Genomic DNA, 23,068 nt, shown 5'->3' with positions numbered 1-23,068 from the left:
GACAGGCATTCCAGACCCGGCGTGAAGTACGTGGGACTACGATGGGTCCCACCATGGATGGCAGGGCAGTTCGCTGGAAGCGTCACAACGATGACCGACGAAAGCGCATCGTCGATGCCGCGATCGGTCTGATCGAGACCGACGGCGTCAACGTCAGCCTGCAGGCGATCGGCCAGGCCGCGGGGCTCTCCCGCTCGGTGGTCTACCGCCATTTCGCCGACCGGCGTGAGCTCGACCTCGCCATCCAGGCCGACATCCTCGACGGTCTGTGGGCCAAGCTCTTTCCGGCGATGGAGCTGACCGGATCGATCCGGCAGATCATCTCCCGCACCGTGGGGGCGTACGTCAACTGGGCACTCGAGCACCCGCTCCTGCACCAGGTGGCCGATGTCGACACCGCGCCGAACGGCACCGGTCCGCTCCAGCAGGGCCTCGACCGGATCGCGGAGCGGATCAAGGAGCTGATCCTGGCCGCCTTCGAGCTGACCGGCGTGGAGGTCTCCGAGATCGACAAGAAGGCCGTCGACCCGCTGATCTACGGGCTGATCGGGATGGTCTTCGGTGCCGTACGCCGCTGGGTCCACCTCGGCGAGGGCATCCCCGACGCCGAGCATCTGACCTCGGTCGTCACGGAGGCCGTGCTGGCCATGATCGACACCCGCACGACGGCGTACGGGCTCTCGATCGACCACGACCAGCCGCTCGAGGAGCTGCTCGGCTGATCGAGCTCAGCCGGGCAGGGTCAGGTCCGCCGGCACCACGCGACCCAGTGCGGCGCGGCAGGCGATGATCCCCGGTGAGTCGGCGATGGCGGTGCGGGTGGCCGTGAAGACCGTACGCCGCGGCGCCCCCGGCAGCTCGATGAGCCGCACGGCCGTCCGGTGGCGTACGCGCATCAGGTCGGAGAGCAGCGCGACGGCGTTGCCGGACTCGACCAGTGCGACGTGTGCCTCGACGTCGTCGGTCTCGTAGCGGACCTCGGGCTCGAATCCTGCCCGGCGGCACTGCTCCTCGATCCAGTGGCGGGACGCCGTGCCCGGCGGCTCCATCGCCCACGGGACGCGACCCGCGTCGGCCAGCGAGGTGATGCCGTCCCAGATCTCTCCGGAGCCTTCGGGTGGGACGGCGAGCCGGAGCCGGTCGGTGGTCAGCGGCTGCCGGTCGAGACCGTCGAAGTGCGGTGCGCCATGGTCGGGATAGTGCTCGGCGACCACTAGGTCGAGCTCGCGCAGGGCCAGGTCGTTGAGCGCCTGCTCGGGCGCGCGTTGGGACAGCATGACCCGCAGTCGTGGATGGCGCCGGGTCAGGTCGGCGAGCGCCTGCGGCATGTAGGCGAGAGCCACGGACTGGAAGACGGCGACCCGGACCGTGCCGGCGGTCTCGTCGCCGAGCGAGGTGACCGCGGCCTCGGCCGCCTCGAGCCGCGCCAGGATCTCGGTCGTGTGCTCGACGAGGACCTCGGCTGCGGCGGTGAGCTGAACCCGCCGCCCGGCCTTGCGCAGCAGCGGCACCCCGACCTCGCGCTCGAGCTGGCCGAGCTGCTGGGAGACCGATGACGGGCTCTGGTGGAGGGCCTCGGCGACCTCGGCCAGGGTGCCGCGGGCGGCGAGCTCGGCGAGCAGGCGGAGTCGGCGGACGTCGAGCATCTCAACCCTTCAGGTTGGCTTACGAATAACCCCCAAGAAACATCGCTTTATCTTACGTGACTCTGGTCGCATACTCGGCTCTATGACCACCAATGACGCGCTCATCTCCGAGGTCGACCACCTCGTTCGCGGCTGGCTGGCGAAGGCTTCGACCAAGCCCACCGCCCCGGCCGCACAGCGCCTCGCCGACGTACTCAAGGATCCCGCCGGACTCGACTTCACCGTCGGCTTCGTCGACCGCGTGATCCGGCCCGAGGACGTACGCGTGGCTGCGGCCAGCCTGCGCGAGCTGGCCGGCAACGTACCCTCGTTCCTGCCCTGGCACCTGAAGCTCGGCGTGAAGCTCGGCGCGCTGATGTCGCTGGTCGCGCCGTGGTTCGTCATCCCGGTGGCGCGCCGTGCGCTGCGGCAGATGGTGGGTCACCTGCTGATCGACGCCTCCGACGCTCGGCTCGGCAAGCAGATCGAGCGGATTCGCGAGCGCGGCGTGAACCTCAACATCAACCTCCTCGGCGAGGCCGTCCTCGGTCAGAAGGAGGCCGACCGTCGCCTGGCCGGGATCCGCAAGCTGCTCGCGCGCGACGACGTCGACTACGTCTCGGTGAAGGTCTCCTCGCCGGTCGCGCCGCACGCGGTCTGGGCGTACGACGAGGCGGTCGAGCACGTCGTCGAGCGGCTCCTCCCGCTCTACACCTACGCGGCGACGTCCTCCGCCGCCGGGACGAAGAAGTTCATCAACCTGGACATGGAGGAGTACCGCGACCTCGACATGACCATCGACGTCTTCACGCGGCTCCTCGACCGGCCCGAGCTGGCCGACCTGGAGGCGGGCATCGTCCTGCAGGCGTACCTGCCCGACGCCATGGCCGCGATGATGCGGCTCCAGGAGTGGTCGGCTGCTCGGCGCGCGCGTGGGGGCGCGGCGATCAAGGTGCGACTGGTGAAGGGCGCCAACCTGCCGATGGAGCACGTCGAGGCGTCGCTGCACGGCTGGCCGGTCGCGACCTGGTCGACGAAGCAGGACTCCGACACCAACTACAAGCGGGTGCTCTCCTGGGCGCTGACGCCCGAGCGGATGGCCAACGTGCGCGTCGGCGTCGCCGGTCACAACCTGTTCGACGTGGCGTACGCCTGGATCCTTGCTGGTCAGCGTGGGGTTCGTGACTCGGTCGAGTTCGAGATGCTGCTGGGCATGGCCGAGGGCCAGGCCGAGGCGGTCCGCGAGACCGTGGGTGGCCTGCTGCTCTACGTGCCGGTCGTGCACCCGAAGGACTTCGACGTCGCGATCGCCTACCTCGTGCGTCGCCTCGAGGAGGGCGCCAGCACCGAGAACTTCATGTCGGCCGTCTTCGACCTCAACTCCTCCGAGGCGCTCTACAAGCGTGAGAAGGAGCGGTTCGTACGCTCCCTGGCGGCTGTCGACGACTCCGTGCCGCCGCCCAACCGGACCCAGGACCGCCGTTCGCCGGTCGCCGATGACGTCCAGACCGTCTTCGAGAACACCCCCGACACCGACCCGCACCTGCCGGGCAACCGGGAGTGGGGCAAGGCGATCATCGCCCGGGTGGGCTCCTCGACGCTGGGTGACCAGCTGGTCGCCGACCACACGCTGACCTCGGTGGAGGCCGTGGAGTCGGTGCTGGAGGGTGCCGTCGGCGCTCAGGGCGACTGGGGCCGCAAGACCGGTGCCGAGCGGGCCGCCGTGCTGCGGGCCGCCGCGGTCGAGGTCGAGCGGCGCCGGTCCGAGTGGCTCGAGGTCGGCGCCTCCGAGTGCGGCAAGACCCTCGACCAGGGCGACCCCGAGGTCTCCGAGGCGATCGACTTCCTCAACTACTACGCGAGCCTGGCCGAGGAGCTCGACAGCGTCGACGGCGCACGCGCGGTGCCGGTGCGGTTGACGCTCGTCACCCCGCCGTGGAACTTCCCGCTCGCCATCCCGACCGGCGGCGTCGCGGCTGCGCTCGCGGCCGGGTCGGCCGTGGTGATCAAGCCGGCTCCGCAGGCGCAGCGCTGCGGCTCGGTGCTGGTCGAGACGCTGTGGGCCGCGGGGGTGCCGAAGGAGGTGCTCCGACTGGTCCACGTGCCGGAGAACGAGGTCGGTCGCGCGCTGATCGCCTCGCCGCTGGTCGACCGGCTGGTGCTGACCGGTGCGTTCGACACGGCCGAGCTCTTCCGCTCGTTCCGCCCGGACCTGCCGCTGCTGGCCGAGACCTCCGGCAAGAACTCGCTGGTGGTCACGCCGGACGCGGACCTCGACCTGGCCGTCAAGGACCTCGTCTACTCCGCCTTCGGCCACGCCGGGCAGAAGTGCTCGGCCGCGTCGCTGGGCATCCTGGTCGGCTCGGTCGCGACCTCGCGTCGCTTCCGCGATCAGCTGATCGACGCGGTGACCTCGCTTCGCGTGGGTTATCCGACGGACCCGACGGTGCAGGTCGGCCCGGTCATCGAGCCGGCCTCCGGCAAGCTGCTCAAGGCGCTGACCACGCTCGCCCCCGGCGAGACGTGGCTGGTGAAGCCGCGCCAGCTCGACGACACCGGCCGGCTCTGGTCGCCGGGTGTGAAGACCGGCGTCAAGCGTGGCTCCGAGTTCCACCTGACCGAGTACTTCGGTCCCGTCCTCGGCCTGATCTCCGCCTCCTCGCTCGACGAGGCTCTCGAGATCCAGAACGAGGTGGACTACGGCCTGACCGCCGGCATCCACAGCCTCGACCGCGCCGAGATCTCGCAGTGGCTCTCGTCGGTGGAGGCGGGCAACGTCTACGTCAACCGCGGCATCACCGGTGCGATCGTGCGCCGTCAGCCGTTCGGCGGCTGGAAGAAGTCCGCAGTGGGCGCCGGGACGAAGGCGGGCGGGCCCAACTACCTGGTCGGTCTCAGCGACTGGGTGCCGGCTCCCGCCACCGAGCTCGCGACGCCGGCTCCTGCCGTACGGTCGCTCGTCGACTGGGCCTCGCGGCTACAGCTGGACGAGATCGACATGCTCAAGCGTGCGGCCGGGTCCGACGCTCTCGCCTGGGAGCGCGAGTTCGGTGCCGCCCGGGACGTCTCGCGACTGACCGCCGAGGTCAACGTGCTGCGCTACTCGCCGGTGCCGGTCACGATCCGGTACGAGGGTGGGCCGGTCGTTCACCTGCTGCGCGTCCTTGCCGCCGGTGTCGCCGCTGGGGCTCCGGTGACGGTCTCCGTCGCCGAGGCGCTGGACGACGAGACCGCCTCGCTGGTGCGGGCTACCGGTGCGACGTACGTCGTCGAGGACGCCGCCGCGTGGGCGTCGATCCTCTCCGGCCCGTATGCACCCAACCGCGTACGCCTCCTGGGTGGGTCGCGCGAGGCCTTCGCGGACGCGAGCCAGGGCCGCGTCGACATCGCCCTCTACGCCCAGCCCGTCGTCGAGGCCGGCCGGATCGAGCTGCTCACGTTCCTGCACGAGCAGGCCGTCTCGGTCACCGCCCACCGCTTCGGCTCGCCGACGCCGCTGGTGGACAACCTCTTCTGACAAGTCAGCGTCGAGTCGGCTCGTCATGACGAGCCGACTCGACGCGAATCCGGGTCAGAACGAGCCGGCTCGGCACTCCACCGTCTGGTCGCGGCCCCCTACAGTGGTGCCATGACCTCGATCGCGCGGACCGCCGTGCGCGTCCTGCTGGGCGTTGCGATGGCGGGCGCCGGAGTGGCGCACCTGACCACCCAGCGCGAAGAGTTCCGAGCGCAGGTGCCCGACTGGTTCCCGGTCGACGAAGATCTGACGGTGCTCGCTTCGGGCGTCGTCGAGATCGGGCTCGGGGTGGCCTTCGTCGCGCTGCCGAGGAAGCGACGGCTCATCGGAGGGCTGCTCGCCGCGTTCTTCGTGGTGATCTTCCCCGGCAACATCGCGCAGTACGTCGAAGGCGTCGACGCGTTCGGTCTCGACACCGACACCAAGCGGTTGGTCCGGCTGTTCTTCCAGCCTGTGCTCGTCGTCTGGGCTCTGTTCGGCGGCGGTTGGTTGCGACGTTCTGGGAACGACGACTGACCGTTCTGGCATTACTGCCGAGTCGGCGCATCCGACCCCTCTCGCTCGCTTCGCTTCGCGAGGCACGGGGTCAGATGCGCCGACTCGGCCGCGCCTGCGGGTCAGTGTGCTGCTGAACGTGCCCCCGCCCACGTACGCAGGTAGGACTCGGAACCGCGGACGATGTCGTCGATGACGTCCTGGCCGCCGGTGAGGCGGAGGTCCTCGAGGTAGTCGGGGATCATCCCGTAGTGGGCGACGCCGTCGGTGTTGTAGTCCCAGATCCGCTGGCCGGTGACCTGCCGGTCGATGACAGAACCGCCGTCGAAGCTGCGGAACGGGTAGTTGACGCGTGTCTTCGCCGGACCGGGCGTGCCGCCGAAGCCGTTCATGTCGAAGCCGAAACCGATGCCCGCGCCGTAGCGGTCACGGACGGGGGCGGTGCGGGCGTACTCGGCCAGGAACTGGTCGGTGCTGTGGCCGTAGATCGTCGAGAAGCCGCCGAGGGCGTAGAGCCGGTCGAGGTAGCGCTCGTCCATCCAGGAGTGGCTCGCGAGCGCTCCGGGATAGGAGGTCTCCTCGAGGATGTCGAGAGTGCGGTCCGCGGCCTTGGCGCTCATGTGGTCGACCTCGACCATCATGCCGCGCTTGATCAGCCCGCGCAGGGCGTACTCACCCAGCGACGAGAGGCCGTAGGGGTTGCAGACGGTGCCCTCGGGATAGATCGGCGGCTGCGGCAGCCAGGCGAGCTCGGCGGGACGGTCGACCAGGCGCGGGTTGTTGTCGTGCGGCTGGCCGGGGTCGCAGGCCTTCGGCGTCCAGAACGTCCCGGTGGTGAGGAACTGGCCGGCGTTGATCAGCAGCCCGGTCGTGCCCTTGTCGTAGCGGACCCCGCACAGCGCGTTGTCGAACTTGTGGCACAGGAACATCGAGGAGACCCCGAGCGACTTCAGCTCGTCCAGCCCCGCGTCGATGTTGGCGCGCGTGCACGAGGGCAGCCGCAGTTTCTGGGAGCAGCCGAACGGCTCGGAGGTCTCCACGCCGAGCACGACGGCGAGCTTGCCGTCCTCGATCACCTCGCGCGCCTGCTCGGCGTCGGTGACGATCCGATACCACCCGCGACCCTCGCCGCCGTACTGCGCGTCGATGAAGGCCTGGGTGTCGTACGCATCCCGGGCCTGCCTTCGCACTGCGGTCATCTCGTCGCAGGACTGGTGGGTGCCGGGGTTGATCGCGCACAGCGCCTTGTTGCTGGTCAGCTGCACCACGAGGATCCGCTGCCCACCGCGCCAGGCGCGCTCGACCCAGCGGTAGTACATCTGCTGGTGGGTCAGCGAGTCGTACGCCGGCCAGTCCTTGAACGAGGGCCACCCGGTGGTGTCGTGGAACCCGAGCGGGCTGCCCGTGCGGGTCAGGTTCTCCAGCAGAGCGGTCTCGCCGGCGATCCCGTGGGAGGGGCAGTCCTTGAGCGCGTCCGCGATCCCGGCCTCGGAGAAGGCCTTCCCGCAGACCGCCGCGCCACCGATCCCGTCCTGCATGAACATGTGGCTGTGGGCGTCGACCAGCCCCTGCACCGTGCCGTCCGAAGCGGTTCCCGTGAACGGCTCACCGGTCACGTTCACCTCGGACTCCGGCGAGGGCAGCTGGCGCTCCACATCATCGCCCGAGGCTGGTGGACCCACCATCGCGACCGTTACCGCGAGGGCGATCACAGCGAGCAGGGACGTACGTCTGATGCGCATGTGGCCTCCCGATGACCAGCGGCATATTTACTGCTATGGGTATCGCAACCTAGCAGTTGCTTGGGTCGTTTGGGGCCATATCTCCGCAGGTCGTCCGCTCTGACAGACTGACGAGCATGACCATCGCGATCATCGGTGCAGGCAACATGGGTGGGGCTGTCCTCGCCGGACTTCTCGAGGCCGGTCACGCTCCGGAGAGCGTCATCGTCGTCGAGGCACGCGAGGAGCAGGCCGCCGCGCTCCGCGAGAAGCACGGGATTCGTACGCTGCCGGCCGCCGAGGCCGTGGCCGAGGCCGACGTGGTGGTGCTGGGCGTGAAGCCCTACGGCGTGGTGCCGGTGCTGGAGTCGATCGCGTCGTCACTGCGGCAGGGCACCACGGTGGTCTCGCTGGCCGCTGGTGTCCCGACCTCCGCGATGGAGCCGGCCGTGCCGGACGGCGTCTCGGTCGTGCGGGTCATGCCCAACACGCCTGCCCTGGTCGGTGAGGGCATGTCCGCGGTCGCCGGTGGCGCCAAGGCGACGCCGGAAGCCATCGAGGCCGCGGCTGACCTGATGGGTGCCGTCGGCAAGGTCGTCACCGTGCCCGAGTCGCAGATCGACGCCGTCACCGCGATCAGCGGCTCCGGCCCGGCGTACGTCTTCATGGTCGCCGAGGCCTGGATCGAGGCGGGCGTCCACCTGGGTCTGACCAGGGACGACGCGACCACGCTCGTCATCCAGACGCTGTCCGGATCCGCGGAGCTGCTCAAGAGCGGGACCCACCCCGCGATCCTCCGCGAGCAGGTCACCTCCCCGGGCGGCACGACCGCCGCCGCGCTCGGCGCACTGGAGCAGAACGGCCTGCGGGCGGCCTTCCTCGAGGCCACCCGCGCCGCCTACGTACGCTCCAAGGAGCTGTCCTAGCCCTGCTGGTCGAGCCGCGAGCGCCAGCGAGCGTGTCGAGACCAACACGGTCCCTTCGGCTCTCGACAGGACTGTGTTGGTCTCGACACGCCTTCGCCTAGCGGCTCCGGCGGCTCGACCGACGGGGTTACAGCCCGAGGTGGCGGCTGATGATCAGCTTCTGGACCTCGGTAGTGCCGCCGTAGATGGTCTGGATGCGGCTGTCGACGAACGCCTTGGCGATCGGGTATTCCATCATGTAGCCGTAGCCGCCGTGGATCTGGACGCCCTGGTCGACGAACTTCTTCTGCAGCTCGGTGGTCCACCACTTCGCCATGCTGGCCAGGACCGTGTCGGCGGTGCCGGCGTTGAGCTGGGTGACGGCGTCGTTGAGGAAGAGGCGGGCGAGGTAGGCCTCGGTGGCCATCTCGGCGAGCGTGAATGCGGTGTTCTGGAAGCGGCCGATCGGGCGGCCGAAGGCCTCGCGGGTGCGGGCGTAGTCGAGGGAGAGCTCGAGGACCTGCTCGACCGCGGCGACCGCGATCGAGGCGACCGAGATGCGCTCCTGCGGCAGCAGGGTCATCAGCGAGATGAAACCGGAGCCCTCCTCGCCGAGCAGGTTCTCCTTCGGTACGACCACGTCGGTGAAGGAGAGCTCGGCGGTGTCCTGCGCCTTCATGCCGACCTTGTCGAGGTTGCGGCCGCGCTCGAAGCCCTCCATGCCGCGCTCGACCACGAGCAGCGAGATGCCGTGGGCACCGGCGTCGGGGTTGGTCTTGGCGACCACGATGACCAGGTCGGCGTTGATGCCGTTGGAGATGAACGTCTTCGAGCCGTTGAGGAGGTAGTGGTCCCCCTTGTCGACCGCGGTGGTGCGTACGCCCTGGAGGTCCGAGCCGGCGCCCGGCTCGGTCATCGCGACGGCGGTGATGATGTCGCCGGAGACGCAGCCCGGCAGCCACCGGGCCTTCTGCTCCGGGGTGCCGAGGTGGGAGATGTAGGGGACGATGATGTCGGTGTGGACGAAGAAGCCGGGCCCGCTGGCGCCGATCTTCGCCATCTCCTCGTGGAGGACCGAGTTGAACCGGAAGTCCTTGATGCCGGGGCCGCCGTACTCCTCGTCGACGTCGAAGCAGAGCAGTCCGGTGTCGCCGGCCTTCTTCCACAGCTCGCGGGGGACGATGCCGTCCTTCTCCCACTGGTCGTGGAAGGGCACGACCTCCTTCTCGAAGAAGGCCTTGGCTGTAGCGCGGAAGTCTTCGTGCTCAGCTTCGTAGATGGTGGGCTTCTGGGGCATGACACTCCTCCGTAGACGTACCCGGTTAATGATGCCTCACCACTGTGACGCGGACCGCATTGTCGTGGTGGGCGACGGAGCAACTGTGACAGTAACACTGGCGAAGTCGCAACAGTTTGGTCTACGGTCCCTGACATGACCGAGACGACCGAGGAATTGATGACGATCGATGAGCTGTCGACCGCCACGGGGTTGTCGGTGCGTACGACGCGCTACTACGCGAGCCTCGGTCTGATCCCGCCGCCGATCCGCCGTGGGCGGGTGGCCTACTACGGTCCCGAGCACCGCGCTCGGCTCGATCTGGTCACCGCGCTCCAGGAGCACGGGTTCACGCTGCAGGCCATCGAGCGCTATCTCGGCCGGCTGCCCGCCGACATCACGCGTGAAGACCTCGCGATGCAGCGCGCCATGATCACCTCCTGGGCCACCGAGCCGACCGAGGACATCCAGGCCCGGATCGGGCGTGAGCTGATCGCGCTGGGACTGCCCCGTGACGCGCTCGCGGCGGCGTACGCAGCGACGTCACGCCTCATGGCGGACCTGGCGGACGAGCTCAACACGATCCTGCGCGATCAGGTCGTCGACCCGTTCAAGCGGACCCACCACACCGCGGAGGAGGCGGCGCATCTCGAGGAGGTGCTCCCGCGGCTGCGGCAGCTGACCACCGAGGCGATCGTGGTCAGCTTCCAGGACGCGGTGAATCGGACGATCTCCCGGAATCTATCGTGAACCTTTCGGACCTACCCTGTTGACTGTGACAGTTTTAGTGTCACAATCGGCGCATGGCTGAAGCATTCATCTATGACCACCTGCGCACGCCGCGCGGGAAGGGTAAGAAGACCGGAGCGCTCCACGAGGTCAAGCCGATCGACCTGGTGGTCGGCCTGATCGACGAGGCGCGCAAGCGGAACCCCAACCTCGACCCCGAGCGGATCGACGACGTCGTCCTCGGTGTCGTCACCCCTGTCGGCGAGCAGGGCGGTGACATCGCCAAGACCGCCGCCATCAAGGCCGGTCTCCCCGAGACGACCGCCGGGGTGCAGCTCAACCGCTTCTGCGCCTCCGGGCTCGAGGCCGTGAACCAGGCCGCCTCCCGCGTACGCGGCGGGTTCGAGGACCTCATCCTCGCCGGTGGTGTCGAGTCGATGAGCAAGGCGCCCATGGGCAGCGACGGCGGCGCCTGGGCGCAGGACCCCGACACCGCGCTCAAGACCGGCTTCGTCCCGCAGGGCATCGGCGCCGACCTGATCGCGACCCTCGAGGGCTTCAGCCGCGCGGACGTCGACCGCTACGCCGCGCAGTCCCACGCCCGGGCGGCCGCCGCCTGGGAGAACGGCTACTTCAAGGACGCCGTCATCCCGGTCGTCGACCAGACCGGCCTGACCGTGCTCGACCACGACGAGCTGATCCGCCCCGGCACCACCGCCGAGACCCTGGCCGGCCTCAAGCCGTCCTTCCTCCAGCAGGGTCAGGAGGCCGGCTTCGACGACGTCGCGCTGGCCAAGTACCACTGGGTCGAGAAGATCGACCACGTCCACCACGCCGGAAACTCCTCCGGCATCGTCGACGGCTCCGCGCTGATGCTGATCGGCTCCGAGGAGGCCGGCAAGGCCAACGGGCTCACCCCGCGTGCCCGGATCATCTCGGCCGCCGTCTCCGGCGCCGACCCGACGATCATGCTCACCGGCCCCGCCCCGGCCTCGCGCAAGGCGCTGGCCAAGGCCGGTCTCACCGTCGACGACATCGACCTGTTCGAGATCAACGAGGCGTTCGCCGCCGTCGCGATGCGGTTCATGAAGGACATGGGCATCGACGAGTCGGTCACCAACGTCAACGGCGGCGCGATCGCCATGGGTCACCCGCTGGGCGCGACCGGTGCCATCATCCTCGGCACCCTGGTCGACGAGCTCGAGCGTCAGGGCAAGCAGCGCGGCCTCGCCACGCTGTGCGTCGGTGGCGGCATGGGTATCGCCACGATCGTCGAGCTGGTCTGAGAGAGGTTTGCGAAGAGATGACTGAGTCTGCCGTTAAGTACGACCGCGATGCCGACGGCATCGTCACCCTGACCCTGGACGACCCGAACCAGTCGGCCAACACCATGAACGAGCTGTACAAGACCTCGATGGCGGAGGCCGTCGAGAAGCTGTACGCCGAGCAGGACGACGTCACCGGCGTCGTGATCGCCTCCGCGAAGAAGACCTTCTTCGCGGGCGGCGACCTCAAGAACATGATCCAGGTGCGGCCGGAGAACGCCGCCCAGGTCTTCGAGGAGGTCGAGTCGATCAAGGCGACCCTCCGCAAGCTCGAGACCTTCCCCAAGCCGGTCGTCGCGGCGATCAACGGTGCCGCCCTCGGTGGCGGCCTCGAGATCGCGCTGGCCGCCCAGCACCGCATCGCCCTGGACGCCCGCTACGACATCGGCCTGCCCGAGGTCTCCCTCGGTCTGCTTCCGGGCGGCGGTGGTGTCACCCGCGTCGTACGCCTCCTGGGCATCATGACCGGGCTGATGGACGTCCTCGGCCAGGGCACGAAGTTCAAGCCCGCCGCGGCCCTCGAGAAGGGTCTGATCCACGAGCTGGTCTCCTCCCCCGATGAGCTCGTTCCCGCTGCGAAGGCGTGGATCAAGGCCAACCCCGACGAGATCGCGCAGCCGTGGGACAAGCCGGGCTACAAGATGCCCGGTGGCAAGCCGACCTCGCCGGCGCTCGCGGGCTTCCTGCCCGCGTTCCCGCCGATCCTGCGCAAGCAGCTCAAGCAGTCCGACATGCGCGCGCCGAAGGCGATCCTGTCGGCCGCGGTCGAGGGCGCGATGGTCGACTTCGACACCGCGACCCGGATCGAGTCGCGCTATTTCACGTCGCTGGTCACCGGCCAGCAGTCGAAGAACATGATCCAGGCGTTCTTCTTCGACCTCGGCGCCATCGGCGCCGGCACGCTGCGTCCTGACGGCGTCGAGAAGTTCAAGGCCACCAAGGTGGGTGTGCTCGGTGCCGGGATGATGGGTGCGGGCATCGCGTACTCCTTCGCCCGCGCCGGTGCCGAGGTCGTCCTCAAGGACGTCGCCATCGAGTCGGCCGAGCGCGGCAAGGCCTACACCGCCAAGCTCAACGAGAAGGCGGTCTCGCGCGGCAAGCTGACCCAGGAGAAGGCCGACGAGATCCTCAACCGGATCACCGCGACCGTCAACCCGGAGGACTTCGCCGGCGTCGACGTCGTCGTCGAGGCGGTCTTCGAGGACGTCGCGCTGAAGCAGAAGGTCTTCAGCGAGATCGCTCCGTTCGTCAACGACGACGCGGTGCTCTGCTCCAACACCTCGACGCTGCCGATCACCGAGCTCGCCAAGGGGATCGACCGCCCGGCCGACTTCATCGGCCTGCACTTCTTCTCGCCCGTCGACAAGATGCCGCTGGTCGAGATCATCAAGGGTGCCGAGACGAACGACGTCGCGCTGGCCAAGGCGTACGACGTCGTCCAGCAGATCAAGAAGACCCCGATCGTCGTCAACGACAGCCGCGGCTTCTACACCTCGCGCGTCATCGGCACCCAGATCCAAGAAGGGCTGGAGCTGCTCGCCGAGGGCTTCGCCCCCTACTCGCTCGAGCGTGCCGCGACCCAGGCCGGGTTCCCGGTCGGGCCGCTGCAGATCGCCGACGAGCTCAACCACGAGCTCATGGTCAAGATCGCTCGTACGACCCGCGAGGCTGCCGGCGTCGAGGAGCTGACCACCACGGAGAAGGTGCTCAACCCGCTCATCGAGGCGGGGCGCTCCGGCAAGCTCAAGGGCGCCGGCTTCTACGACTACACCGACGGCAAGCGCGGCTCGATCTGGGCCGACCTCGGCACCGTGTTCCCGGTCGCCGAGAAGCAGATTCCGATCAGGGACGCCGAGGAGCGGATGCTCTTCATCGAGGCCCTGGAGACGGCGAAGTGCTTCGAGGAGGGGGTCATCACCTCCGCCGCGCACGCCAACATCGGCTCCATCTTCGGTATCGGCTTCCCGCCGCAGACCGGTGGTGCGGCCCAGTTCATCACCGGCTACGAGGCCGCTGACGGCTCGATCGGCATCGAGGCCTTCCTGGCTCGTGCCGACGAGCTGGCGGAGACGTACGGCGAGCGGTTCCGCCCGACGCAGTACCTCCGCGACCTCGCGGCGAAGGGTGAGGGCTTCCCCGCCTGACCAGCCCCGCCTGACGAGCCTGACCCGGCGGACATGTGGTGGACCGGCACGGATCCTGTGAAGGAACCGTGCCGGTTCGCTATTTGCCGGGCTGACCCGGCCGGGCCTGTGCGACTCTTTGCCTTCCGCAGAGGTCGAGGAGGACGTACGTGGCGATGCCGGACAGCACACGGAGGCGCGAGCTCCGGGTGGGGATCGTGGCCGTCGGGCTGGTTCTGCTGGCCGTGGCCGGCTGCGCGGTCGCGATGCTCTGGGTCCGACCCCGTGTGTCAGCAGCCGGGACGACGACGCCGGAGGGGATGTCGAGGTTTCTCGATCTCTCCGACGAGTGGCAGTCCGTCCGCGGCGTACGCGAGGTGCTGGCCGTCGACGAGTCCAGGCGCATCCCGGGGGAGGACTTCGGGGAGGCCGACCGCGTGGAGCACTCGATCAGCGTCCAGGTGTCCCTGGAGGACGATCTGACCGGAGCCGAGGCTGCCGCGGCGAGCCAGGAGCTGCTCCGGGTGGTGCGCCCCGAGATCACCCGCCTTGCGCCCGACGCGGAGCCCGACCGGACCAGCGTCTCGTTCACGATGAGCCAGATCCGGGTCACGGTGGGCGAGCATGGTCTGGACCGCGGTGACGGCATCGGTGACGCGCTCGCCGATGCCGTCGCGCTTCGCGAGGCCGGGGCGACGTCGGTGTCGTCGACCGTCGCCGACCCTCAGACGGGCCGTCCTGCCCAGGCCGACGTGGAGGCGCCGCTGGACCGGCTGGTCGAGCTCGCCACGGTCGCGCACGGCCGGCAGCGCCCGGTGGATCTCCACGGCGGCAAGGCGTGGTACAGGTCGAACGAGGTGCCCGAACCGGCGGCGGTGAGGCTCGTGGTGGATGCCTCCCAGCAGCCGTCGGTGACCTCGGCCCAGCTGGCCGCCCCGTATGAACCGCTGATCGTCCTGGTCGAGGCTGCCGAGGGCGACCGGTTGCTCGACGACGTCAGCCGGTGGCTCGCCGCCTACGACGGCTATCCCGTGCGGTCGGGACAGCCGCTGGCGTACGCGGTCGAGGGGACGCGCGGCGGCAAGGTCGAGGGCTGGGTCGGTGGGAAGACCCCGGCGCCGACGACGATGCCTCCGTTCGGCGATGCCGCGCCCTGGCCTGCCGACCCGGGGGCGCCGTCGTGTCGGCCAGCGGATCTCGAGGTCACCTTCGGTGGCCAGGACGCGGCGCTGGGATCGCGGCAGGCGTGGCTCCGGGCCCGTAACCTCGGCCGTCACGCCTGCGCGATCGAGGGCGTACCCACTATCGAGTTCCTGAACGTTGCCGGTGCGCGGCAGACCGAGGTGACGGCCAAGCCCTACGAACCGTCGATGGTGCCCGAGCGCGTCGTCGTCCCTCCGTCCCAGTCGGTGATGGCGGTGATCGACTGGCAGGCGATGTCCACCGCGAACGACCCGGACGTCACGACCGAGCTGCTCGTGACTGCGCTGCCCGGCGCCACGCCGATCACGCTCGGAGTCGCGGTGATCGACGGGCCGAGCGATCTCGACATCCTCGACGGGGCCGAGGTGAGGATCAGCCCTTGGGCGCAGGCCGCCGACTGACGTACACAGCGACGTAGGCAGCAGGGGCGAATGGGTGGCAGAGCCCATTCGGAACGGCGCGTGGGCCGAGAAGACTCGGTGTCATGGGGGAGATGGCGACGGTTCTGGTGATCGCGGCGATCGCGGTCGGCCTCGTGGTGGCGTCGTTGTTGCGCCGGGCCCGCCGTGGTGAGTGTCTGGTGGTGACCAGGCACCGGCGGATCGTCCGGATCGCATCCGACTCGATGACGCTGGCGATCCCCGGCTTCCATGAGGTGCTCGAGTGGCCGACGGGTCAGATCGAGATCGCGATCGTGGTCCGGACCCGGACGGGCGACGGCCAGGACGTACGCGTCCTCGCCACCTTCGCCGTCGAGGTCGACCCGCCTCGGGTCGGTGCGGCGTACATCGACCCGCGGGCCGTCCTGCACACGGCGCTGGAACGCCGGGTCGCCGACGCGGTCCGCGCTCGGCCCGCGTCGCGGCTGACCGATGATCGCGACGGACTCGTGGCCGCCATCGAAGGCCTCCGGATCGACGGTCTCGCCGCCGGGGTCGTGACCGATGTGGTCATCGACGAGGTCGACCTGCTGCTGCATCCGGGCCGATCCGACGACGGCTGAGCGCGCCGTCGTCGGATCGGACCTGGGTCAGCGGATGGTGCTGGTGGCCGCCGAGGTGGCCGTCTTGGTGTAGTAGCCCGCCTTGCGGCCGGTCACCCGGACGCGGATGCGATCACCACGGTCGACGGACCGCAGGCGGTACGTCTTCCCGGTGGCGCCCGAGATCGCGACACCGTTGCGCAGCCACTGGTAGCTGAACGTGATCCCCGAGGGCTTCCAGGCGCCGGGGTAGGCGGTGAGCAGATAGCCGACCCTGCGGGTGCCACCGATGGTCGGTGTGACCGCGGTGAGATAGCCGGCCGCGATCCTCGCGGTCGCAGCGCTCGCCCGGACTCCTGGGTTGGCGGCGGGCCACGACGAGGAGTACGCCGTCACCCGGACCCGGATCTCCTTGGTGTGGTCGGAGCCGGTGAGCTTGTACGTCGAGGCCGTGGCGCCCGAGATGGCGACCCCGTTGCGCAGCCACTGGTACTTCACCGTCGTGGCGGTCGGGCTCCAGGAGCCCTTCGTTGCGGTCAGCGTGTAGCCGACCCGCGCGGTGCCGCTGATCACCGGCGGCGCCGTGCTCGCGACGGTCAGCGGGTTGCAGGTGTAGAGCTCGAGCCCGTCGACGAACCAGCCGATAGCCGAGTACCTGCTGTCGCCGCGTACGACCCACTGGAACTGGACGGACTTGCCGGCGAACGCGGATAGGTCGACGCGGGAGCTCATCCACCCGTTGGAGTCACCACCGAAGCCGGTCAGTGGACTCCTGGGATTGTTGAGCAACAGCTTCTGCTTCGGGCCGTTCACCCAGGCCGTGGACGGGATCGCGGTCGCGACGCCGTTGATCAGGAGCCGTGCCTCGCCGCCGTCGAAGTACTTCGGCGCGGGGTTGGCAGGGTCGCCGTCGGGATCCCAGTCGAAGAGGTACCAGTGGCTGAACCGCAGATAGGTCCGCTTACCGGAGGGGACGTTGATCGCGGCCGTCGTCAGACCGCTGGACGTCGGGTCGCCGTACGCCTCCGGGTCGGGGTTCCATCCGAAGTCGGAGCCGTTGCCGTCACGGTCGTTGGCCGGGATGCCCTGCGCGGCGTCGGGCGCCTGGTTCCACAGGACGCCGCGACTGAGCGACGGAGTCGCCATTCCCGCCTTGCCGGTGCTCCCCGCCGGACAGGTGTTCGGTGCCTCCGCTGGCCGGGTCGCACCGGCCTTGGTGGGCGACTTGTCGAGCTCGGTCGCGGCAGTGGCGAGGTTGACCTGGGCACAGTCGTCCAGGGTGAAGCCGGCGGTGCCGGCGGCCACCAGCGCGGAACAGCCGTTGGCCAGCGTACGGCGCAGGTCGACGTACTGGCTTCCGGAGACGAGGTGCTGGATCGTGTAGAGGTAGAGCGCCGCGGTCTTCTCCAGGGTCGGGTCGCCGACGTCGAGACCGGTGATGGTGCGGCCGTTGAAGGTGCCACCCTGCGAGATCAGGTACGCCGTCTTGTTGCCGACGCCGCTGTTGGTGTGCACCCCGCCGCCATCGGCGTAGTAGCTGAGGTCGTCGGCCTCCCACAGCGAGCTGGTCATCCGGTCGGGCTGGTCGTGCACCGTCGGGTTGGCGAGGTCGCGGATCGCGCCGAACGAGGAGTCCTCGCCGACGCGCCAGTCGGTCGGGGAGTCGCCGGGAGTGGCGTAGCGGTGGTCGACGATCTCGCCCATGATGTCGGCCATCGACTCGTTGATGGCACCGGACTCGTACCAGTAGAAGAGGTTCGAGCTCTTCTCGATCACGCCGTGGGTCAGCTCGTGACCGACGATGTCGTCGACGACCAGGCCCTGGCCGAGGAAGATCTGCTGACCGTTCCAGAACGCGTTGTCCATCGGGCACGGTGGCGTGTAGCCCGGCTCTATCGGCTCGCAGTAGCGGGTCGTGGCGGTGACCGCCTTCGGGTTGACGCCATCGGACCAGCCGATCTCGTCGGTCAGGTCCAGCCCGAGGGAGGCGTAGAGCTCGGAGGTCGCGCCGAGCATGTCGTACGCCTTGTCGACGTCGGCCAACCCGGAGGGCGCATCGCCCTCGCGTCGCTTGACCGTGAGGCTCGTCTCGGCGCAGCCGGTCGCCGCGGCGCGGACGTTGGCGTTGTCGCAGATGCGGCGGTTGGCGTGGGCGATCTCGTTGATGTGCATGAGTACGCGGCCGGTGCCGGCGTGAGCGAGCACGGTCTCGCGGATGGTGGAGCCGTTGGTCACCGAGAACCGGAAGACGCTGGTCTCGCCGATCTCCGGTCCGCGGACCAGGTCGTGGTCGTAGAGCCAGGTGCCCTCGTCGCTCACCGTGAGGCCGGTGGCCCCGTGGTTGGACTTGGCGACGACGGTCTTGGCCGCTGCCTTGGCCTTCGCGCGCATGGACTCGTCCGGCTGGGCGACCTCGGCGACGGTGGCGTCGGAGAGGTTGGTGGCCGCGGAGGTGAGGCCGCGGTCCTTGTCCAGGCCGATGACCACCTCGCCGCCGAGGACCGGGAGGCCGTCGACGTACTGCTCGTACCTGGTCACCGACCCACCACCGACGGCCTTGCTGGTCGACGTCGGGCGTAGGTCCGTCTTCTCGGCGCCGAGCGCCTCAGCGGCGCGGTCGAGGTGGGCCTCGGCCGCCTTGGCGGGCTTGACGGTGACGCCCAGCGGGTCGACGGCCTCGGTCGTGGAGCCGATGAAGTCGGCGGTGCCATCGGCGGTGCGATGGATGGTGAGAGGGACGCCGGCGCGGTCCTTGTAGGTCGCGACCGGGTCGGGTTCGGCGGAGGCGGGCGGCGTCATCGGAAGCACGCTGAGCCCGCCGAGGGCAAGTGCGGTCGCAGTCAGGGCGACGACGCGTCTACGAGGTGACACTTCGACTCCTTCGGGAGTGGGAGCGGCCCGGAGGAGGTTCACGGGCCGACAGGACCGCCGGCCCGAACCAGCGGGGAGAAGTCTCCCAGGCAGCCGTGGGTGCCGTCGCCCTCAATTCGGCGCCTTGCGAAGCGATGCATACTCGGTATATACATACTCAGTAAGTAACCAAGGGAGGTGATCGAGTGTCCGTGAAACACGCACTGCTGGCGCTGCTGGAGAAGCCGCGCTACGGCTACGAGCTGCGCGCCGAGTTCGAGCAGCGCACCGGCGCGAGCTGGCCGCTGAACGTCGGGCAGGTCTATACGACCCTGTCGCGACTGGAGCGTGACGGCCTCGTCGAGGCTGGAGGGACCGACGCGGAGGGACGGTCCCTCTACCAGCTCACCGAGGCCGGCAAGGTCGAGGTGAAGGGGTGGTTCGACACCCCGGTGGAGCGTACGCAGCCGCAGCGCGACGAGCTCGCGATCAAGCTCGCGGTGGCCGTCGCCGTGCCGAGCGTGGACGTCGGCAAGGTCGTCCAGCAGCAGCGCAACGCGACGATGCAGGCGCTGCAGGGATACCGCCGCCAGTCGCGATCCGGAGCCGGTGACGACCTCGCCGGCGGGCTGGTCCTCGATCGCCTGATCTTCGCGGCCGAGGCCGAGATCCGCTGGCTCGACCACTGCGAGTCCCGGCTCCGCCGGGCGGCCTCCACGAGCACCGCTCCGGAGCCCGCCGAGTCCACCGAAGGAGGGGCGCGATGAACGCCGCCCTCGCCCACGACCTGCGCCGACTCAGCCACGACAGCGATCGCTGGCTCGCCGACGCCCGCGAGCGGCTCAGCCGCCGCGTCCACGCCACGCCCGCCAAGCCGGGCAACACCTCGACCAAGGAGTCCACCGATGAGTGAACCCGTCCTCCGGCTCACCGACGTGAGCCGCGTCCACGGCACCGGCGCCGCCGAGGTGCACGCCCTGCGTGGCGTCAGCCTCGCTGCGTACGCCGGTGAGCTGGTCGCCATCATGGGGCCGAGCGGCTCCGGGAAGTCGTCGCTGCTGACCATCGCCGGCGGTCTCGACTCGCCGACCTCGGGCTCCGTCGAGGTCGACGGCCAGGATCTCGGTGAGGCCGGGGTCAGCGGGCGCGCCAAGCTGCGGCGTACGTCGATCGGCTATGTCTTCCAGGACTTCAACCTGATCCCGGCCCTGACCGCCGCTGAGAACGTCGCGCTGCCGCTCGAGCTCGACGGCGCCGGACGGCGCTCGGCACAGACCGCGGCGAGGACGGCGCTCGAGGAGGTCGGGCTCGACGGGTTCGCCGACCGGTTCCCCGACGAGATGTCCGGTGGGCAGCGACAGCGGATCGCGATCGCCCGTGCGATCGTCGGCGAGCGTCGCCTGATCCTGGCCGACGAGCCGACCGGCGCCCTCGACACCGAGACCGGCGAGGACATCCTCAAGCTGATCCGGGCACGCTGCGACGCGGGCGCGGCCGGTGTGCTCGTGACCCACGAGCCGCGGTACGCCAGCTGGGCCGACCGGGTGATCTACGTCCGCGACGGGCTCGTCGTCGACGAGGCCGGCGAGACGCCGAACCTGGCACTCGTGGACGAGGTCGAGGCATGAGCGGGAGTCTTGCCGGCTGGCGGCTCGCGCTTCGGCTCGGGCAACGGGAGGCACGGCGGGCGAAGTGGCGCAGCCTGCTGGTCATCTTGATGATCGCGTTGCCGGTGGCGGGCGTGACCGCGGTCGCGGTGACGTACCAGACCTATGACGTCGACACCGTGGAGGGCCTCGACCGCCGGCTCGGCACCGAGGCCGCGGCGAGCATCGACGTCCAGGGCTCCGCCGTCGTGCGGCAGGGCATCGACCCCGACAACGCCTCCGAATGGCTCGACGAGTCCGGCGCCGACCCGCTCGACGCGGCCGGGGTGAGGGCCGTCATCGGGGACCGCCCCCTGCTCGTGGCCGAGGACCGGACCTTCGACGTACGCACGGACAAGGGAGTCACCTGGGCCAGCGGCCTGGAGACCGATCTGAACGACCCGCTCGCCGCCGGGCTGACCCGGCTGACCGAGGGCCGTCTCCCGCAGGGACCGGACGAGGTCGTGGTCAACTCCAACCTCGCGTTCCGGGGGCCGGGCGTCGGGGAGGAGCTGCTGATCCCGAACGGCGACCTCGATGAGACGCGCAAGGTCGTCGGGATCGTCGAGTCGGCGACCGTACGCAACGACCCCTTCATCGCCGGAGTGGACCTTCCGGTGGACTACACCAGCGACCGTTCGACCTGGCTGGTCGGCGGCGGACCGGTGACCTGGTCCGACATCGAGGACCTGAACGCTGCGGGTGCCTTCGTGCTCTCGCGTTCGGTCGTCATGGACCCGCCGGCGGCGGCTCGTGCGGCCGACAAGGAGATCCGCCCGCCCATGGGCGCTCCGGATCCGTCCGAGCTCGTGGTCCTCGTCCTCATCGTGGTCATGGTCGTCCTCGAGGTGGTCCTGCTGGCCGGGCCGGCGTTCGCGGTCGCGGCCCGGCGCCAGGCGCGCGACCTGGCTCTGATCGCGGCCTCGGGAGGGACCGCTCGACAGTCTCGGCGCGTCCTGCTCGGGATGGCGATCGTCATCGGTGCGGTGGCGGCGGTCGTCGGCGCTGCCCTCGGCGTCGGGCTGGCGCGGCTGCTCCAGCCGCTCGCCCAGGATCAGGTCTCGGCCTGGTTCGGCCCGTTCGAGGTGCCGTGGCTGCAGGTCCTCGCGGTCGCCGTGATCGGCTTCGCGGCCGCGATCTGCGCGGCGATCGTGCCGGCCTGGATCGCCTCGCGACAGAACGTCGTCGGCGTACTGTCCGGGCGGCGGTCCGAGACCCTGCCTTCGCGGCGCTCGCCGATCATCGGCCTCGTGCTGGTGGCCGCCGGAGTCGGATCGGCGGCGTTCGGCACCCGGAACGCGCTCAGCGGGATCCCGATCGCTCTCGGCGTACTGCTCTGTGTCGCCGGCGTGCTGTTCATCCTCCCCGCTCTCGTGTCCGCGGCCGCGCGGTTCAGCGCTCGGATGCCGCTGGTGATCCGGTTCGCGACCCGCGACGCCGATCGGCACCGCACCCGGACGGTGCCGGCTGCCGGTGCGATCGCGGTGACGGTGGTCGGTGTGGTCACGCTCGGGATCGCGTTCAGCAGCGACCAGGAGCAGAACCAGGAGAGCTACCTGCCCTCCATCACGATCGGCGACGCCGTGGTGCATCCGCGACACAGCGCCACCGAGAGCGACGTCGACCCGGACGAGACGAAGGCGCGGTGGGAGAACATCGCCGCGCAGGTCGAGAAGGCCATCCCGGGAGCGACGGTGGCACTCACCACCGGCGCGACATCGGAGGCCGACGGACGGTACGTCGCCGTCGAGACCGGTGACGGTGAGGCGATCCCGCTCGACACCACCATCGGTGAGTTCGGCGACCTCGTCGTCGCCGGCGCCGACGGCTCCCTTCCACCCGCCGTGGCCCGGTCGCTCTCCGAGCGCGATGCCGCCGCTGCCGCGGAGACCCTGAGGTCCTCGGGTGCGGTGGTGTTCACCACCGATGACGAGCTTCGGTCCTCGACGTCCGCGCGCCTGGTGGTCAAGGAGTGGTCCGAGGAGGAGCAGAAGGATCGCGACGCGGTCACCGTCGACGTGCCGGCGACCTACCTCGACGTCGGCGAGCGGGCAGCGCCCGCGTACGCGGTCGTGACGCCGGCGATGGTGAAGAAGCTCGGTGTCGAACCGCGGGTCCTGGGCCTCTACGTCGAGAACGCCGGGCTCAGCACCGCTGCCGAGACGGACCTCGACGAGGCCTTGGCCGCCGGGCAGTTCCCCACGACGATCCTGATCGAGCGTGGTTACCAGGAGACGGACACCGCCGTGATCGTCTGGCTGCTCCTGGTCACCCTGGGGGCCGTGCTGATGATCGGTGGTGCGCTGACCGCGACCCATCTGGCGCTCAACGACGCCCGTCCCGACCTGGCGACTCTGTCGGCGGTCGGAGCCAGGACGCGTACGCGACGCGGGGTCGCTGCCTCGTACGCCTTGGTCGTGACGCTCATCGGGGCGGTCCCGGGCGCGCTGATCGGGTTCGTTCCCGGGATCGCGATCAGCTATCCGATCACCACCGAGGGCTGGCCGGAGCGCGACAGCGTCGCCGCGCACTACCTCGAGATCCCGTGGGACCTCGTCGGCATCGTGGTCGTCGGGCTTCCCCTGCTGATCGCGCTCATCGTCGCGGTCACCACCCGTGGGCGCCTGCCGATGGTGGCCCGGGTCGAATAGCCCGCCGAGGCGTCACTCCC

Annotated in this window: 17 protein-coding genes; 13 read left to right on the top strand and 4 right to left on the bottom strand. The window is 69.7% G+C overall.

All coding sequences use genetic code 11. The annotated features are described in order from the left end of the window. Positions 1-53 precede the first annotated feature (53 nt). The gene (locus ACW14X_RS13300) at positions 54-722 is read left to right on the top strand and encodes a TetR/AcrR family transcriptional regulator (protein ID WP_160025880.1); all 669 of its coding nucleotides are present in this window, start codon (positions 54-56) and stop codon (positions 720-722) included. 6 nt (positions 723-728) lie between these two features. On the opposite strand, the gene ACW14X_RS13295 is transcribed toward ACW14X_RS13300, so the two are convergent. Beyond that, entirely contained in the window at positions 729-1,646 is a 918-nt protein-coding gene (locus tag ACW14X_RS13295) for a LysR family transcriptional regulator (RefSeq protein ID WP_350839975.1), read from the bottom strand. Between the two features lie 82 nt (positions 1,647-1,728). Between ACW14X_RS13295 and ACW14X_RS13290 the strand changes: the two genes are divergently transcribed. Further along, positions 1,729-5,142: a bifunctional proline dehydrogenase/L-glutamate gamma-semialdehyde dehydrogenase gene (locus ACW14X_RS13290; RefSeq protein ID WP_457165880.1), complete on the top strand. Its 3,414-nt coding sequence runs from the start codon at positions 1,729-1,731 to the stop codon at positions 5,140-5,142. Between the two features lie 111 nt (positions 5,143-5,253). After that, positions 5,254-5,658 (top strand): DoxX family protein, encoded by a 405-nt coding sequence (locus ACW14X_RS13285; protein ID WP_457165879.1) that lies wholly within the window; start codon positions 5,254-5,256, stop codon positions 5,656-5,658. Positions 5,659-5,759: 101 nt separating this feature from the next. Here ACW14X_RS13285 and ACW14X_RS13280 read toward each other — a convergent pair whose 3' ends face one another. Further along, positions 5,760-7,379 carry a Coagulation factor 5/8 type domain-containing protein gene (locus ACW14X_RS13280; RefSeq protein ID WP_457165878.1) on the bottom strand — a complete coding sequence of 540 codons (1,620 nt, stop codon included), beginning with the start codon at positions 7,377-7,379 and terminating at the stop codon, positions 5,760-5,762. Positions 7,380-7,495: 116 nt separating this feature from the next. Here ACW14X_RS13280 and proC point away from each other — a divergent pair, with 116 nt between their 5' ends. Next, entirely contained in the window at positions 7,496-8,284 is a 789-nt protein-coding gene (gene proC / locus ACW14X_RS13275; protein WP_457165877.1) for a pyrroline-5-carboxylate reductase, read from the top strand. A 127-nt stretch (positions 8,285-8,411) separates the two neighbouring features. Here proC and ACW14X_RS13270 read toward each other — a convergent pair whose 3' ends face one another. Further along, the gene (locus ACW14X_RS13270; RefSeq protein ID WP_160025874.1) at positions 8,412-9,560 is read right to left on the bottom strand and encodes an acyl-CoA dehydrogenase family protein; all 1,149 of its coding nucleotides are present in this window, start codon (positions 9,558-9,560) and stop codon (positions 8,412-8,414) included. 135 nt (positions 9,561-9,695) lie between these two features. Between ACW14X_RS13270 and ACW14X_RS13265 the strand changes: the two genes are divergently transcribed. From ACW14X_RS13265 to ACW14X_RS13245, 5 genes are all read left to right on the top strand, one after another. Then, positions 9,696-10,289 carry a MerR family transcriptional regulator gene (locus tag ACW14X_RS13265; protein WP_160025873.1) on the top strand — a complete coding sequence of 198 codons (594 nt, stop codon included), beginning with the start codon at positions 9,696-9,698 and terminating at the stop codon, positions 10,287-10,289. A 53-nt stretch (positions 10,290-10,342) separates the two neighbouring features. Next, positions 10,343-11,554 carry an acetyl-CoA C-acetyltransferase gene (locus ACW14X_RS13260; protein ID WP_091043431.1) on the top strand — a complete coding sequence of 404 codons (1,212 nt, stop codon included), beginning with the start codon at positions 10,343-10,345 and terminating at the stop codon, positions 11,552-11,554. A gap of 17 nt (positions 11,555-11,571) precedes the next feature. Next, positions 11,572-13,737, top strand: coding sequence for a 3-hydroxyacyl-CoA dehydrogenase NAD-binding domain-containing protein (locus ACW14X_RS13255; protein WP_457165876.1), 2,166 nt, complete (start codon positions 11,572-11,574; stop codon positions 13,735-13,737). A 155-nt stretch (positions 13,738-13,892) separates the two neighbouring features. Next, on the top strand, positions 13,893-15,320 hold the full coding sequence (locus ACW14X_RS13250) for a DUF4232 domain-containing protein (protein ID WP_457166065.1): 1,428 nt from the start codon (positions 13,893-13,895) through the stop codon (positions 15,318-15,320). Between the two features lie 83 nt (positions 15,321-15,403). Continuing rightward, a complete protein-coding gene (locus tag ACW14X_RS13245; protein ID WP_457165875.1) occupies positions 15,404-15,922 on the top strand; it encodes an SPFH domain-containing protein in 519 nt (172 codons plus the stop codon). Positions 15,923-15,949: 27 nt separating this feature from the next. On the opposite strand, the gene ACW14X_RS13240 is transcribed toward ACW14X_RS13245, so the two are convergent. Continuing rightward, positions 15,950-18,772: a M4 family metallopeptidase gene (locus ACW14X_RS13240; RefSeq protein ID WP_457165874.1), complete on the bottom strand. Its 2,823-nt coding sequence runs from the start codon at positions 18,770-18,772 to the stop codon at positions 15,950-15,952. 185 nt (positions 18,773-18,957) lie between these two features. On the opposite strand from ACW14X_RS13240, the gene ACW14X_RS13235 reads away from it, so the two are divergent. The 4 genes from ACW14X_RS13235 to ACW14X_RS13220 are packed head-to-tail and all read left to right on the top strand — an operon-like array spanning position 18,958 to position 23,048. Continuing rightward, positions 18,958-19,518 (top strand): PadR family transcriptional regulator, encoded by a 561-nt coding sequence (locus ACW14X_RS13235; RefSeq protein ID WP_160025867.1) that lies wholly within the window; start codon positions 18,958-18,960, stop codon positions 19,516-19,518. Continuing rightward, a complete protein-coding gene (locus ACW14X_RS13230; protein WP_160025866.1) occupies positions 19,515-19,664 on the top strand; it encodes a hypothetical protein in 150 nt (49 codons plus the stop codon). Before ACW14X_RS13235 ends, ACW14X_RS13230 begins: the two co-directional genes overlap by 4 nt. Further along, positions 19,657-20,379, top strand: coding sequence for an ABC transporter ATP-binding protein (locus ACW14X_RS13225; RefSeq protein WP_457165873.1), 723 nt, complete (start codon positions 19,657-19,659; stop codon positions 20,377-20,379). The genes ACW14X_RS13230 and ACW14X_RS13225 overlap by 8 nt, the downstream gene beginning before the upstream one ends. After that, the gene (locus ACW14X_RS13220) at positions 20,376-23,048 is read left to right on the top strand and encodes an FtsX-like permease family protein (protein WP_457165872.1); all 2,673 of its coding nucleotides are present in this window, start codon (positions 20,376-20,378) and stop codon (positions 23,046-23,048) included. The genes ACW14X_RS13225 and ACW14X_RS13220 overlap by 4 nt, the downstream gene beginning before the upstream one ends. Positions 23,049-23,068: the final 20 nt, after the last annotated feature.

The sequence above is a fragment of the Nocardioides sp. YJ-D4 genome, assembly GCF_054031495.1.
The sequence above is the reverse complement of the archived record's forward strand: the minus strand, read 5'-3'. Positions and strand labels throughout refer to the sequence as shown.